The organism is Agarivorans sp. JK6 (assembly GCF_045277145.1).
In the GTDB taxonomy this organism is placed as follows: Bacteria; Pseudomonadota; Gammaproteobacteria; order Enterobacterales; family Celerinatantimonadaceae; genus Agarivorans; species Agarivorans albus.
The window spans coordinates 1,652,406-1,665,282 of record NZ_CP113525.1 but is presented as its reverse complement, the minus strand read 5'-3'; the positions used below and the strand labels follow the sequence as shown (position 1 = coordinate 1,665,282).

Here is a 12,877-nt window from a genome sequence, read left to right as displayed (position 1 = left end):
GCAAGCTTAGTCAGCTTATATAGATAGCTAGTTAGTAACTACTAACATAGCCGAGTTATTTGCAAGTTATACACAATATCTTCAACTTTGCCAAGACTTGCGAAAAAGCCAAAACCTCATTATCTTGTATCCATAAAATTTGAAAACACTATATCTAGTGGCTAAGGAAAAATAGCAGTACTAGATCAGCAGTAGCGAAATTAGGATAACAGGGCCTCCCCTTCATGAATAAAGATCTTCTGATAACCAAACGCAGCGGTAAACAAGAAGCGATCAACTTAGACAAGATTCACCGAGTGATAACTTGGGCCGCTAAAGGCCTTAAAAATGTCTCGGTATCGCAGGTAGAACTTAAGTCTCATATCCAGTTCTACGATGGCATGGCCACTAAAGATATTCATGAAACCATTATTAAGGCTGCGGCAGATTTAATTTCTCAAGAAACGCCAGATTACCAATTTTTGGCCGCTCGCTTAGCAGTATTCCATTTACGCAAAAAAGCCTATGGTCAATTTGAACCACCTAAGCTTTACGACCACGTAGTAAAACAGTGTGAAGCTGGCCGCTACGACATGCATTTGCTTAAAGACTACAGCCCTGAAGAATTTGCCCAAATGGACGACTTTATCGACCATTGGCGCGACATGGACTTCTCATACGGCGCAGTTAAGCAACTTGAAGGAAAATACCTAGTACAAAACCGCGTTACAGGTGAGATTTTCGAGAGTGCCCAGTTCTTGTATATTTTGGTAGCAGCATGTTTATTTGCTCACTACGACAAATCGGTTCGTCTTGATTACATTCGTCGCTTTTATGATGCGACGTCTAAATTTAAGATCTCTTTACCTACGCCAATCATGTCGGGTGTGCGTACCCCAACTCGCCAGTTTAGCTCTTGTGTATTGATTGAGTGTGGCGACAGCTTAGAATCAATTAATGCCACTGCTTCTTCAATTGTAACTTACGTTTCTCAACGTGCGGGCATTGGTATTAACGCAGGTCGTATTCGCGCCTTAGGCAGTGAAATTCGCGGTGGTGAAGCCTTCCACACGGGTTGTATTCCGTTTTATAAGTATTTCCAAACAGCGGTTAAATGTTGCTCGCAAGGCGGCGTTCGCGGAGGTGCAGCCACTATTTTCTATCCGTTTTGGCACTTAGAAGTAGAATCACTTTTAGTTCTTAAAAACAACCGTGGTGTAGACGATAACCGAGTTCGTCACATGGACTACGGTGTGCAGCTTAACAAACTGATGTACCAACGCTTGGTAAAAGGTGAAAACATCACCCTATTCTCGCCAAGTGATGCTCCTGGGCTTTACGATGCCTTCTTTGAAGACCAAGACAAGTTTGAAAGCTTGTATGTAAAATACGAGCAAGACCCAAGCATCCGTAAAGAGCAAATTAAGGCTGTAGACTTGTTCTCGTTGCTAATGCAAGAGCGCGCCTCAACGGGTCGGATCTACATTCAAAACGTAGACCACTGTAATACTCACAGCCCATTTGACCCAGCACAAGCACCGGTTCGCCAATCTAACCTTTGCTTAGAAATTGCCTTACCAACTAAGCCGCTACAACACGTACATGATGAAAATGGCGAAATTGCCCTTTGTACGCTTTCGGCCTTTAACTTAGGCGCTATTGAAGACTTAAATGAATTAGAAGAGCTGTCTGACCTTGCTGTTCGTGCTCTAGATAGCCTGCTAGATTATCAAGACTATCCAATCAAAGCCGCTAAGAAGGGCTCTGATGGCCGTCGTACCTTAGGAATAGGTGTTATCAACTACGCCTACTACCTTGCTAAAAATGGCACTAAGTACAGCGATGGCAGTGCCAACAACCTGACTCACCGCACCTTTGAAGCAATTCAATACTGGTTGCTTAAGGCCTCTATGCGCTTAGCCAAAGAGCAAGGCGCTTGCCCAATGTTTAACGAGACGACCTACTCGAAAGGTATATTGCCTATCGATACTTACAAACAGTCGTTAGACAAGCTTAGCGATGAGCCTTTGCATTACGACTGGGAAGAGCTTCGCGAAGAGATTACTACCCACGGTTTACGTAACTCAACGCTGTCTGCCTTAATGCCGTCAGAGACTTCTAGTCAAATTTCAAATGCCACTAACGGTATTGAGCCACCTCGCGGTTTTATTAGCGTTAAGGCCAGTAAAGACGGTATTTTGAAACAAGTAGTGCCAGAGTTTGAAGCACTTAAAGACAACTACGAATTGCTGTGGGACATTCCTAGCAACGAAGGTTACTTACAGCTAGTTGGCCTAATGCAGAAGTTTGTTGACCAAAGTATCTCGGCCAACACTAACTACGACCCAAGCCGTTATGAAGGTAACCGCGTACCAATGAAAGCATTAATTGCCGACTTGCTAACCGCCTACAAATATGGGGTTAAAACGCTGTACTACCATAATACCCGTGACGGTGCTAGCGACCAACAAGATGACCTGAAGCCAGAGCCAGAAGATGATGATTGCGCTGGCGGAGCATGTAAGATTTAAGCCAAGTTTACGCGCTAAAGCGCATTAAGAAATTTTTAGGAAAAATGTAGATGAGCTACTCAATTTTTACTCAAAATGCCAACGATGCTACCAAAGAACCCATGTTCTTTGGTCAGCCTGTAAACGTGGCCCGTTATGACCAACAGCGTCATGAGATTTTTGAAAAACTAATCGAAAAACAACTGTCTTTCTTCTGGCGACCAGAAGAAGTAGACGTAAGCCGTGACCGCATTGACTACAACAAGCTGCCGGCTCACGAACAGCATATTTTTATTAGTAACCTTAAATACCAAACACTGCTTGATAGCATTCAAGGCCGCTCGCCTAACGTAGCTTTATTGCCACTAGTTAGTTTGCCAGAGTTAGAAACCTGGATTGAAACTTGGGCCTTTAGTGAAACCATTCACTCTCGCTCATACACCCACATTATTCGTAATGTAATGGGCAATCCTGGTGAAGTATTTGATGACATCATGGAAAATGAAGAGATCATCAAACGCGCTAACGACATTGCCGGTTACTACGACGATCTGATTCAAGCCACCTCTATTTACCACCTGCATGGTGAAGGAGAGCATGAGGTTGATGGTGTTGTTCATAACATCACCGTGCGAGAGCTTAAGAAAAAGCTATATCTTTGCTTAATGTCGGTGAACGTACTTGAAGCGATTCGTTTCTACGTAAGCTTTGCCTGTTCATTTGCCTTTGCAGAGCGCGAGTTAATGGAAGGTAACGCCAAAATCATTAAGCTAATTGCCCGTGACGAAGCACTGCATTTAACCGGTACTCAGCACATGATTAACCTAATGCGCGAAGGCAAAGACGATCCAGAAATGGCCGAAATTGCTGCCGAGTGTGAAGTAGACGCATGGCGCATGTTTACCGATGCCGCAGAGCAAGAAAAAGAATGGGCAAAATACCTATTCAAAGATGGCTCGATGATTGGGTTAAATGAAGACATTCTTTGCCAATACGTTGAATACATTACCAATACACGCATGCAAGCGGTGGGCTTGTTACCTTGCTTTGAAGATCGCAGCAACCCTATCCCTTGGATTAACTCTTGGTTGGTATCAGACAACGTGCAGGTGGCACCACAAGAAGCAGAGATTAGCTCTTACTTAGTAGGGCAAATTGACTCTAGTATTGATATCGACGACTTCGAGGACTTTGAGCTGTAATGTCTCAGAAAGAAGGCCGCGTTATTGCAGGCGGAATAGAAGTGGTGGTTGATAGCCACCACAAAAGCATCTTAGAAGCGTATGAACAAGCAGGTTTTACGCCGGAGTATCATTGCCGCGAAGGTGTGTGCGGCGCTTGCAGAACTACCCTAGTAAAAGGCGAAGTGGAATATAGCCACACGCCTTTAGCTAACATTCCTAAAGGGCAAATCCTTAGCTGTTGCAGCAAACCCAAAGGCACTGTTGAGCTGGCCGAACAACCTCCGTTCAAGCGCCAAATCGCCTAACACCTTTTTATTAAACCATTAGTGCTAATTCTGCAGCCACTCATCTTAAGGCCGCTAGCCACACATGGCTAATCGTCAAACCGTACCGTTAAAACGAGAATCAACACAAACACAACAAAAAGATAAAACGGATACAGAGGACTTATCGGCGTAAAATAATATTCTTTGACTAAGGATTTGTTTAGTAACTCTTTACCATCAAAAAGAATATTAACAACAAATTTGTTACTTCGAGAGCTATATTGAATCGGTATATATTCAATACATATCGGCGAATCAATGTGCTCTCTAAAGTCAGGGATATATGGCAATATAAAAGGACGGTCAACATTAAATTGAAATCTACCTTCATCGTTATCAACAATCAGATACCAAGCTGAGAATGTTTTCCCAGAACCAGTATAAAAATATGACTCCACCGTTCCACAAATTTCACTAGTATTCTCAAACGAATCATCACTTCTAAAAAAACCATTATACTCCGGTAGCATTCCCACAATAAGCATACAAACCAGTACCAAAAGAGTCTTTCTCTGCCAACTTTTATGAGGCAATTCCAAACGCATAATAAATCCAATAGCTATAAGCTGCTTTAGACAAGAGATTTTAAATGGAATGCTATACTAGAGCACCGAACAAAGCGTTCAATAACCCAATTGAGTGAAACTCCACTTTATTGATAAGTAACTAAGATTCCGTCTGTTTTCAAACCCCGTCAGTAAATGCGTTTACATTCCCCCAGGCATGACTAATTGTCCGAGGTGTACTCAAAAAAACATTATCGCTTTCGTTAATACTGCCCCTGCGGTCCGCTTTTGGTGGACTATACTTTCAATAATCTCTTTAGTTTTTCGGCAAGTAACAGATAACTTAACTATCTGTGTTTTTCTTTGTCTTGTGAGGCCAACATGATCATTCGGCGTCAACCCTTAATAGCAATTAGTAGCAGCTTGTTGCTGCTTACCGTTGTGCTGATTGGCTGGAAGGTATTGAATCCGCCTGCGATTGGTGAAAACGCGATATGTCGCGCAGCTATCGCAACTCACTTTATGCAGCGCCAACTAGGACAAATTCAAGCACTACCCGACTACCCGCATCAATACGTAAGTGCCAGCCATTTAGGTGATGTTCCTAAATCAGTGGGCTGCCAAATTAGCGGCCAGCTCATCAGCATTAGTGAGCAACAACATGCAATAGCCAATTTGTACTTTGAGCAAAAACGAAATCAAATTGCGATTATTGTGCCGCGACCAGCAGCACCTAGCCGAGTTAGGTTATTTACCCGCGAGCAACTCACCTTTCACAAAGTACGTTTAGCTAAGCACGATTTAGCCACTGGCATTCATGAGATGTATGGCGAAGGTTTTGATACCAACCAAATTATTCAGCAAACTGTGGCGCTGCTTAAAGCCAACCATATTTGCGGCCAGCTGGAGCGCCAACAAAACTTAAGGTTATCACCGATACCAGTGAACGATAGCTACATGAAGCAAGCGAGTATACTTACGCCTTATCTAATAAATATGGTGCAACGCTCGCGGCTTAATGTTGAAGAAATGCTTAAAACCAAGCAACAAATTGCTGGCTTAGAACAGGGCTTCCAACAAAATACTCAAAGCTTGGTACAGTGGTTACAACAAACCGAAAGCAATACACCAATAGATAAACGCCTATTAGATTATCATTTGCGCGACTTACGCCGTGCCAATCCACGCTTATATTTGCCAAGTAACTGCTTGCAGGCTTACATTCACTCAGCGGAGCTAACCCAAACCTTATAAGTGTTAACAAATGTGTCTTAGCGCATGTTGTATTCGAGCATATTCGTTATACACTAGGGCTAATACTTTTGAGAGAGGATACATGCACGATGGTAACTGATAGTGAAGGTTACATTCAGTTAATTGGATTTTTAACAGATAACTTAGCGCTGTTTGAGCATACGCAAGCTCAGCAAAATCCCTTAACTATTTGCGACTATGTCTCTGAGCAACTATCAGAAAGCGTGATGCTAGTTTGTCGTCAACATGAGCATTTAGACAGTGAACATCGCTTTACCGTGATTCGCGAGATAGACGCAATAGTTAACGACTTAGAACAAGTTCTCTCTGGCGTGTGGATGTCTAGTCCCACCCAACAGCAACAGCAATTCATTGATGAGTTTGTTGGCTTAATCAAAAACATGTTTGATAACCAACTAATTGCAGTCGATCCTATTTAGCCCTTGGTTATTTATCACCGATAGCTTTAATACCATCAAGATGACTAAAACAATGCTCCCGGGCGATATCTAAAAACGCTTCGATATAGGCGCTGTCTTGATGACTTTCATGACGCGCCGCATATAAGTTTTGCCACAGTTTCCCGTCTCCTAGCTCACGCGTCACAATGTAGCCTTTATTTACATATTCAGTTAATGCCCAATTTGGCAATACAGCTACCCCGCGGCCACTGGCTACCAGCTGCATCATCATAATCGTCATATCCACTTTACGTACTGCTAAGGGTTCAACGCCGGCTGGGTCTAAAAACAGATTAAACAGATCTAAACGATGAGTATCTACTGGGTAAGAAATGAGCACTTGATTGGCAAAATCTTCTGCTTCTATTACCGGCTTGTCTACCAAAGGATGACTAGGGCTTAAAGCTAGGGTCGGCTGATAAGAGAACAGTGGCGAAAATACAATGCCTTCAAAGGGCTGAGGGTCTGAAGTAATAACTAAATCTAACTGACCTTGGGCAAGTTCAGGTAAAGGTTCAAAACTAAAGCCGCTGCTAAAATCTAACTCAACATCTGGCCACAAACCTCGGTAATTATCGATAGCAGGCATCAACCAGTTAAAGCAACTATGACACTCAATGGCTAGGTGCAAACGTCCCGCTTGCCCACCAACTAAACGGGCCAGTTCGCGCTCGGTATGTTGAACTTGCTCTAGCACATTATCTGCTAACTCTAACACCCGTAAGCCTGCCATAGTAAAACGCAAAGGCTTGGTTTTACGCACAAACAGCTTCGCCCCAATGCGCGACTCTAACTCTTTAAGCTGATGCGAAAGAGCCGATTGGGTTAAGCATAAACGCTGCGCAGCTACCACCAAAGAGCCGGTTTCTCTTAAGGCTTGTAGGGTTTTTAAGTGTTTGAGTTCTAACATAGTCTCGCAGTAGTCAATTATGTTGCGCCGTCAGTTTATCACCATCTAACGCGGTTCTGCGCTTTCATAATAAAAAATCCTGAAAAAGCGCAATTAGCTTGCCTAAACACTTGCATGCTACCGCAAAAAATAAGTTAATACGTTTATTGTAAAGGGACCCATTATCATCATGTATCAAATAGAGAAGTCACATAAGCTAGACAACGTATGTTACGACATTCGTGGTCCAGTGCTGAAACAAGCAAAACGCCTCGAAGAAGACGGCCACCGTGTTATCAAATTAAATATTGGCAACACTGCCGAATTTAATTTTGAAGCCCCTGAAGAAATTCTGGTAGATGTTATTCATAACCTACCTACCGCCCAAGGCTACTGTGACTCAAAAGGTTTATTCTCTGCCCGCAAAGCGGTGATGCATCATTATCAATTGCAAGGCTTACGCACTACTACCCTAGAAGATATCTATTTAGGGAACGGTGTGAGTGAGCTAATCGTAATGGCCATGCAAGCGCTACTTAATAATGGCGATGAAATGTTAGTGCCAGCTCCCGACTACCCATTGTGGACAGCCGCTGTAACGCTATCTGGCGGTAACCCAGTACATTACGAATGTGATGAACAAGCAGGTTGGTTCCCAGACATTGAAGATATTCGCAGCAAAATTACTCCTCGTACCAAAGGCTTAGTGGTAATTAACCCTAACAACCCTACTGGTGCAGTATATAGTAAAGAGTTGCTTCTAGAGTTAGTGGAATTAGCGCGTCAGCATAATCTGATTTTATTTGCCGACGAGATCTATTCGAAAGTCATTTATGATGAAGCCCTGCACGTACCTTTATCTACTTTATCAGACGACGTATTAACCCTCACTTTTAACGGTTTATCTAAGGCTTATCGAGTCTGTGGTTTCCGCTCGGGCTGGATGCTGGTAAGCGGACCTAAACATCGCGCTAAAGATTACATAGATGGTTTAGACATGTTGGCCTCAATGCGCTTGTGTGCCAATGTGCCAGTTCAGCATGCCATTCAAACCGCCTTAGGTGGTTACCAAAGTATTAATGAGTTAATCGTACCAGGGGGTCGCTTGTATGAGCAGCGCAATCTAGCCTGGCAATTACTCAATGATATTCCCGGTGTAAGTTGTGTAAAACCGCAGGGAGCAATGTACTTGTTCCCTAAACTTGATGTGAAGAAATTCAACATTAAAGACGACCAACAATTCGCCTTAGATTTACTGCAACAAGAGAAAATTTTGGTAGTTCAAGGTACTGGCTTCAACTGGACCAAACCAGATCACTTCCGCATTGTATTTTTGCCTCGCGAAGAAGAATTACGTGAAGCGATTGGCCGCATCGCCACTTTCTTAGATGGTTATCGCCAAGCCGACTAATCGCAGCTCACATGCAAAAACTAAACAAGGGTGCGTTAAGCACCCTTTTTTATTGTGTTTAATTCAGCCAGATGCATTAGCTTAAGGTCATGTTATTTTTAGAAAATCTGTTGTAGTGTAGAGCTTGTACCAATCACATTAAGTAAGTGATCAGAAATAACGCAGGAAAAATACTCGTGAATAAGGCAGAGTTTTTCGATAAGTAGTTATTCTACAATCAAAAATTCTAACGCAGTTATCGAACATTTTAACCAGATAGAATGAACAGTTACTTAGTACGATTGGTATTAAGCAATGTGGGAGCGTGCAATGAGTGAACTAAGCAAACAAGCTGGAACAGCAAGATACGCCGAAGAGCAAAACCAACGACGTAACGATCATCGCAGCGTTTGGCAGCGAGACAGAGCGCGAATTTTACATTCAGCAGCCTTTCGTCGCCTGCAAAACAAAACCCAAGTCCTCAGCATAGGCAACAATGATTTCTACCGTACTCGCCTCACCCACTCCTTAGAAGTGGCACAAATTGGTACTGGTATTGTTGGCCACATTAGCGCTAACAATCAGCCACAAAATTGCGTATTGCCCGAGCTTAATCTTATCGAGAGCCTTTGCTTAGCTCATGACATAGGCCATCCGCCCTTTGGCCACGGCGGCGAGGTGGCGCTCAACTACATGATGCGTGACGACGGCGGTTTTGAGGGCAACGCACAAACTTTTCGAATTCTCACCAAGCTTGAACCGTATACTCGCGCAAATGGTATGAACCTTACTCGGCGAACCCTGTTAGGCATAATGAAGTACCCCTGCCTGCTCAGCCAATTGCAAAGAAACCCGCTACCACCAGTAGCTAAAAGCTTTCGTCAGTTAAAAGTAGCGGATTGGGCGCCAGCTAAAGGTATTTATGATGATGACAAGCACCTTTACAACTGGGTGCTTGAAAGCTTAAGCGAAGCTGATAGAACCACCTTTGTTGGTAGCCGCAGCCTAGGCGACGTACATCACCGTAAAAGTAACTACAAATCCCTAGATTGCTCGATAATGGAGCTAGCTGATGACATTGCTTATGGCGTCCATGATTTAGAAGACGCCATTGTGATGGGCATAGTTAGCCGACACGACTGGCAAGAACAGGTAGCGTCGGCCATTGCCGACATAAAGGATTGCTGGCTAGCAGATGAAATAGGCGGGCTGTCGGTGAAGTTATTTAGCCGACATCACTACGATCAAAAAGATGCTATTGGCAGCCTTGTAAACGGTTTTATCACCGCTATAAGCTTACAAGCGCAAACAAAATTTGAGGAACTTCAGCTAGACTATCAGGCTAAAATGGATCCTCCCATGGCGCAAGCCTTAGATGTATTAAAACGTTTTGTATTGCACTATGTGATTCAAACACCTGAGATAGAAATGGTTCGCTTTAAAGGCCAGCAAGTGGTTATGGAGTTATTTCAAGCTTTTGCCAGCGATCCAGAGCGTTTACTGCCCATCAATACTCGCAGCCGTTGGTTGCAAGCAGGTGAAGACAACAAAAGCCAAGCTAGGGTGATTGCAGACTACATCGCGGGCATGACAGACGACTATGCAAACCGTTTATTCCAAACACTTTTTTAGCAATAACCTAGACAAATTGAAATAGCGCCATCACGCCCAGTATATCTAGCATGTCATTAGTAACACTTGCAGCAGAAGATCGCTTATTTTGCAAAAAATACAGCGATTTTTTGTTAGTTTTTCTAGCTAGACAACAACTTTAATAAACCGTTTACGAAGCCGTTGATTAGCTTGATTTCCATCAAGCTCTTTTTTGGCTAACACACTAAATTTAAAGGAGAGAAAACAACAAGAGGTATCGTTATGATTAAAGTAGCCGACATCATGACCACTAACCCGCATACTGCTTTTGAGCAGACCACGCTTGAAGAAGCTATTAGCCTGTGTAATGAACACAAAATTCGCCATCTCCCTATAGTGGATAGTCAGCAACACCTTATTGGTTTAGTGAGCGAGCGAACCCTACTAGCCGCACAAGAATCCAACCTTAGCAAAACTTCCGAAGCTCAGCGCCGCGCACATGAACAGCAAATTATGCTCAAACACATTATGTTGACCAAGTTGCATACCGTAGATGCAGCGGCAGGGGTTGGACAAGCCGCTAAGCACATCGAACGGCATCGCATTGGCTGCCTGCCAGTGGTAGAAGGTAAGAAGCTGATCGGAATAATTACCGATACTGACTTTGTAGGTGTTGCAATATCATTGCTAGAAATGCTGGCAGAACAAGAGCCTTTAAGCCCTGACGTATAAGGTAATATTACAACAGTATTTCAGTATTAGCGTGACACACTGCTAAGTAAATTAGAAAAAACCTGTATATTTTAGTAAAAAAATTACAAAAACAGGTTGTTTTGTGAGCTTTGTCACGCTAAGATTAATCCATAAATTGCTTGGCGCTCTCATCCTATGGCGTCGCATTCAGCCGATACTGAATTTGTCGATTTATGGGGCCACTAATCGCCCCTGCTATTGTGCTCTTAGCGATAGCACGTATTAGTCATTCCTTATGTTTTTTTGTCCAGCCTTGAGCTGGATTTTTTTTGTCTATAATTCTTCCCACAGTCAATTTCACTTCACTTTTTAACAAAAGCCAAACTAAGCCCACCGCAGCAGTGGTAAGCTATTGATTGCTACTACTCTCTCCAATCAAGCTTGTTAAGGATTTTAAAGCTATGATGTTTCGCCTCGCACCGCTGTTACTCACCTTGCTAGCAACTACCGCCCAAGCTTTCGAACAGGGAGAAACCATAAACATACCAATGACCGAGCAAGGTCTGCTGTGGGATAAGCAAATACAGTTAGAAGCAACCTTATATAAACCCGCAGGCGAAGGCCCTTTTCCACTGGTCATCTTTAACCATGGTTCTACTGGACCCGGCGTAATAGCCAACACGCTAACCATTAAGCCATGGGGATTTGGCGCTTACTTAAACAAGCACAACATTGCTTTGCTAATACCAATGCGACGAGGCAGAGGCGCATCACAAGGCCGTTATAAAGAATCTTACAATTGCAGTGTAAACAGCGTTGAGTCGGGCATTAACTACGCTTCGCAAAGCCTAGATGCCACCATGCAATACCTGCAGCAACAAACTTGGCTAGACCAAGAAAAGATTGTCATTAGTGGTCATTCCCGAGGAGGATTATTATCGGTAGTTTACGCTGCGAAACACCCTCAAAAGTTTAAAGGCGTAGTTAATTTTTCCGGCGGTTGGATGGGTGGCCAATGCCAAATCAAAACCCCACTTGCGAGTAACCAAGGCTTGTTTAGCCAGGCAGCTAACAACAACCCACTCCCCCACTTATTTTTGTATGGCCGCAACGATCCTTATTACTCAGATAGTGAAATAGAAAGCTACGCTCAAGCTTTTGAGGAAGCCGGCGGGCAGATAGATTTTCAGTTTTACTCTTTAGGCTCATCAGCAAACGGCCACGCACTTTTTTATGAACATAGTGATTTCTGGATTGAAGGTTTTAAGCAATACATGCAACAACTGAATTTAATGTAGCTAAAGCTGCCTAAGTGCCGCTGCCTATTATATGCTTAGTGAATGAACTATTTAGCTCACTTTCAGATTGCACAGCATACTAACACGTCTATTGTGGGCGCTTTTCTGGGCGACTTTGTAAAAGGACAAAACTGGCAGAGTTACCACAGCGAGGTACAACTCGGCGTAAAGCTACACCGTAAAATAGATAGCTTTACCGATCAGCAAGTCAATCAACTGGGTTTAGCTCACTGTTTTCAAGCCAGTTTAAGGCGCTACTCTGGTATAGCCCTAGACGTGTATTTCGACTACTTGCTGAGTTTGCACTGGCAGCGGTTTTCTACCACCTCGCGTTCTGAGTTTATAAGCCAGTGTTATGCAGAACTCCAACATTTCCCATTAACAGATAAAGCCAAACATACCGCCAGCCATATGCGTGAATATGATTGGTTAGAACAATACCAGCATCAAGATAGTGTTGCCGGCACCTTACGCGCTATTAGCCGACGACTGCGCCGCCCGGCAAAGCTAGAGCTGCTGTACGAGGATATTCTTTGTCACACTGCAGAACTTGATGCAGCATTTTTAGCGCTTTACCCCAAGGTACTTCTACACGCTCAAGAATTTGTGAGCAACTATCAGCCGAACTAAGTAAAACTATCTCGCCAGAAACATGAAGCTAGATTAAGTACTGGCTAGCAGAGTTATCGTCACCTCCTTATCCCGAGTTCAGGTTAAGTAGAAAAAGAGCAGCCCTTAGGCTGCTCAAATCGGTGTTACATAGCGTTTTTATTATTAGTGTCTAAATAGTAAAC

12 protein-coding genes are annotated in these 12,877 nt (G+C 43.4%); 10 read left to right on the top strand and 2 right to left on the bottom strand.

What is annotated here, in order from left to right; genetic code table 11:
• Positions 1–224 precede the first annotated feature (224 nt).
• From nrdA to yfaE, 3 genes are read left to right on the top strand one after another with little or no spacing between them, the layout of a single operon-like run.
• Positions 225–2,510: a class 1a ribonucleoside-diphosphate reductase subunit alpha gene (gene nrdA, locus OV592_RS07875; protein WP_406611002.1), complete on the top strand. Its 2,286-nt coding sequence runs from the start codon at positions 225–227 to the stop codon at positions 2,508–2,510.
• A 50-nt stretch (positions 2,511–2,560) separates the two neighbouring features.
• Positions 2,561–3,691, top strand: coding sequence for a class Ia ribonucleoside-diphosphate reductase subunit beta (gene nrdB, locus OV592_RS07870; protein ID WP_220720956.1), 1,131 nt, complete (start codon positions 2,561–2,563; stop codon positions 3,689–3,691).
• Positions 3,691–3,978: a class I ribonucleotide reductase maintenance protein YfaE gene (gene yfaE / locus OV592_RS07865; RefSeq protein WP_152781350.1), complete on the top strand. Its 288-nt coding sequence runs from the start codon at positions 3,691–3,693 to the stop codon at positions 3,976–3,978. The genes nrdB and yfaE overlap by 1 nt, the downstream gene beginning before the upstream one ends.
• 68 nt (positions 3,979–4,046) lie before the next feature.
• Here the strand turns inward: yfaE and OV592_RS07860 are convergent, their stop codons facing one another.
• On the bottom strand, positions 4,047–4,544 hold the full coding sequence (locus tag OV592_RS07860) for a hypothetical protein (RefSeq protein ID WP_406611001.1): 498 nt from the start codon (positions 4,542–4,544) through the stop codon (positions 4,047–4,049).
• A 342-nt stretch (positions 4,545–4,886) separates the two neighbouring features.
• Between OV592_RS07860 and OV592_RS07855 the strand changes: the two genes are divergently transcribed.
• Both OV592_RS07855 and OV592_RS07850 read left to right on the top strand, forming a co-directional pair.
• The gene (locus OV592_RS07855; protein ID WP_406611000.1) at positions 4,887–5,759 is read left to right on the top strand and encodes a hypothetical protein; all 873 of its coding nucleotides are present in this window, start codon (positions 4,887–4,889) and stop codon (positions 5,757–5,759) included.
• 89 nt (positions 5,760–5,848) lie between these two features.
• Positions 5,849–6,199 (top strand): DUF3802 family protein, encoded by a 351-nt coding sequence (locus OV592_RS07850; protein ID WP_016401730.1) that lies wholly within the window; start codon positions 5,849–5,851, stop codon positions 6,197–6,199.
• A gap of 7 nt (positions 6,200–6,206) precedes the next feature.
• Here OV592_RS07850 and OV592_RS07845 read toward each other — a convergent pair whose 3' ends face one another.
• Positions 6,207–7,130 carry a LysR substrate-binding domain-containing protein gene (locus OV592_RS07845; protein ID WP_406610999.1) on the bottom strand — a complete coding sequence of 308 codons (924 nt, stop codon included), beginning with the start codon at positions 7,128–7,130 and terminating at the stop codon, positions 6,207–6,209.
• A 169-nt stretch (positions 7,131–7,299) separates the two neighbouring features.
• Here OV592_RS07845 and OV592_RS07840 point away from each other — a divergent pair, with 169 nt between their 5' ends.
• From OV592_RS07840 to OV592_RS07820, 5 genes are all read left to right on the top strand, one after another.
• Complete coding sequence (locus tag OV592_RS07840) at positions 7,300–8,520, top strand: pyridoxal phosphate-dependent aminotransferase (RefSeq protein ID WP_016401732.1); 1,221 nt, start codon at positions 7,300–7,302, stop codon at positions 8,518–8,520.
• 309 nt (positions 8,521–8,829) lie between these two features.
• On the top strand, positions 8,830–10,131 hold the full coding sequence (locus OV592_RS07835; RefSeq protein WP_406610998.1) for an anti-phage deoxyguanosine triphosphatase: 1,302 nt from the start codon (positions 8,830–8,832) through the stop codon (positions 10,129–10,131).
• 243 nt (positions 10,132–10,374) lie between these two features.
• A complete protein-coding gene (locus OV592_RS07830) occupies positions 10,375–10,824 on the top strand; it encodes a CBS domain-containing protein (protein ID WP_406610997.1) in 450 nt (149 codons plus the stop codon).
• A 422-nt stretch (positions 10,825–11,246) separates the two neighbouring features.
• A complete protein-coding gene (locus OV592_RS07825) occupies positions 11,247–12,083 on the top strand; it encodes a dienelactone hydrolase family protein (protein WP_406610996.1) in 837 nt (278 codons plus the stop codon).
• 42 nt (positions 12,084–12,125) lie between these two features.
• Positions 12,126–12,713: an ACP phosphodiesterase gene (locus OV592_RS07820; protein ID WP_406610995.1), complete on the top strand. Its 588-nt coding sequence runs from the start codon at positions 12,126–12,128 to the stop codon at positions 12,711–12,713.
• The last annotated feature ends 164 nt before the right edge of the window (positions 12,714–12,877 follow it).

Excerpts from the sequence above, each read along its gene's own strand:
- OV592_RS07820 (WP_406610995.1), top strand. The coding sequence starts at position 12,126 with ATGAACTATTTAGCTCACTTTCAGATTGCACAGCATACTAACACGTCT.
- yfaE (WP_152781350.1), top strand. The coding sequence starts at position 3,691 with ATGTCTCAGAAAGAAGGCCGCGTTATTGCAGGCGGAATAGAAGTGGTG.
- OV592_RS07845 (WP_406610999.1), bottom strand. The coding sequence starts at position 7,130 with ATGTTAGAACTCAAACACTTAAAAACCCTACAAGCCTTAAGAGAAACC.
- OV592_RS07850 (WP_016401730.1), top strand. The coding sequence starts at position 5,849 with ATGGTAACTGATAGTGAAGGTTACATTCAGTTAATTGGATTTTTAACA.
- OV592_RS07860 (WP_406611001.1), bottom strand. The coding sequence starts at position 4,544 with ATGCGTTTGGAATTGCCTCATAAAAGTTGGCAGAGAAAGACTCTTTTG.
- OV592_RS07835 (WP_406610998.1), top strand. The coding sequence starts at position 8,830 with ATGAGTGAACTAAGCAAACAAGCTGGAACAGCAAGATACGCCGAAGAG.
- OV592_RS07855 (WP_406611000.1), top strand. The coding sequence starts at position 4,887 with ATGATCATTCGGCGTCAACCCTTAATAGCAATTAGTAGCAGCTTGTTG.
- nrdB (WP_220720956.1), top strand. The coding sequence starts at position 2,561 with ATGAGCTACTCAATTTTTACTCAAAATGCCAACGATGCTACCAAAGAA.
- OV592_RS07840 (WP_016401732.1), top strand. The coding sequence starts at position 7,300 with ATGTATCAAATAGAGAAGTCACATAAGCTAGACAACGTATGTTACGAC.
- OV592_RS07830 (WP_406610997.1), top strand. The coding sequence starts at position 10,375 with ATGATTAAAGTAGCCGACATCATGACCACTAACCCGCATACTGCTTTT.
- nrdA (WP_406611002.1), top strand. The coding sequence starts at position 225 with ATGAATAAAGATCTTCTGATAACCAAACGCAGCGGTAAACAAGAAGCG.
- OV592_RS07825 (WP_406610996.1), top strand. The coding sequence starts at position 11,247 with ATGATGTTTCGCCTCGCACCGCTGTTACTCACCTTGCTAGCAACTACC.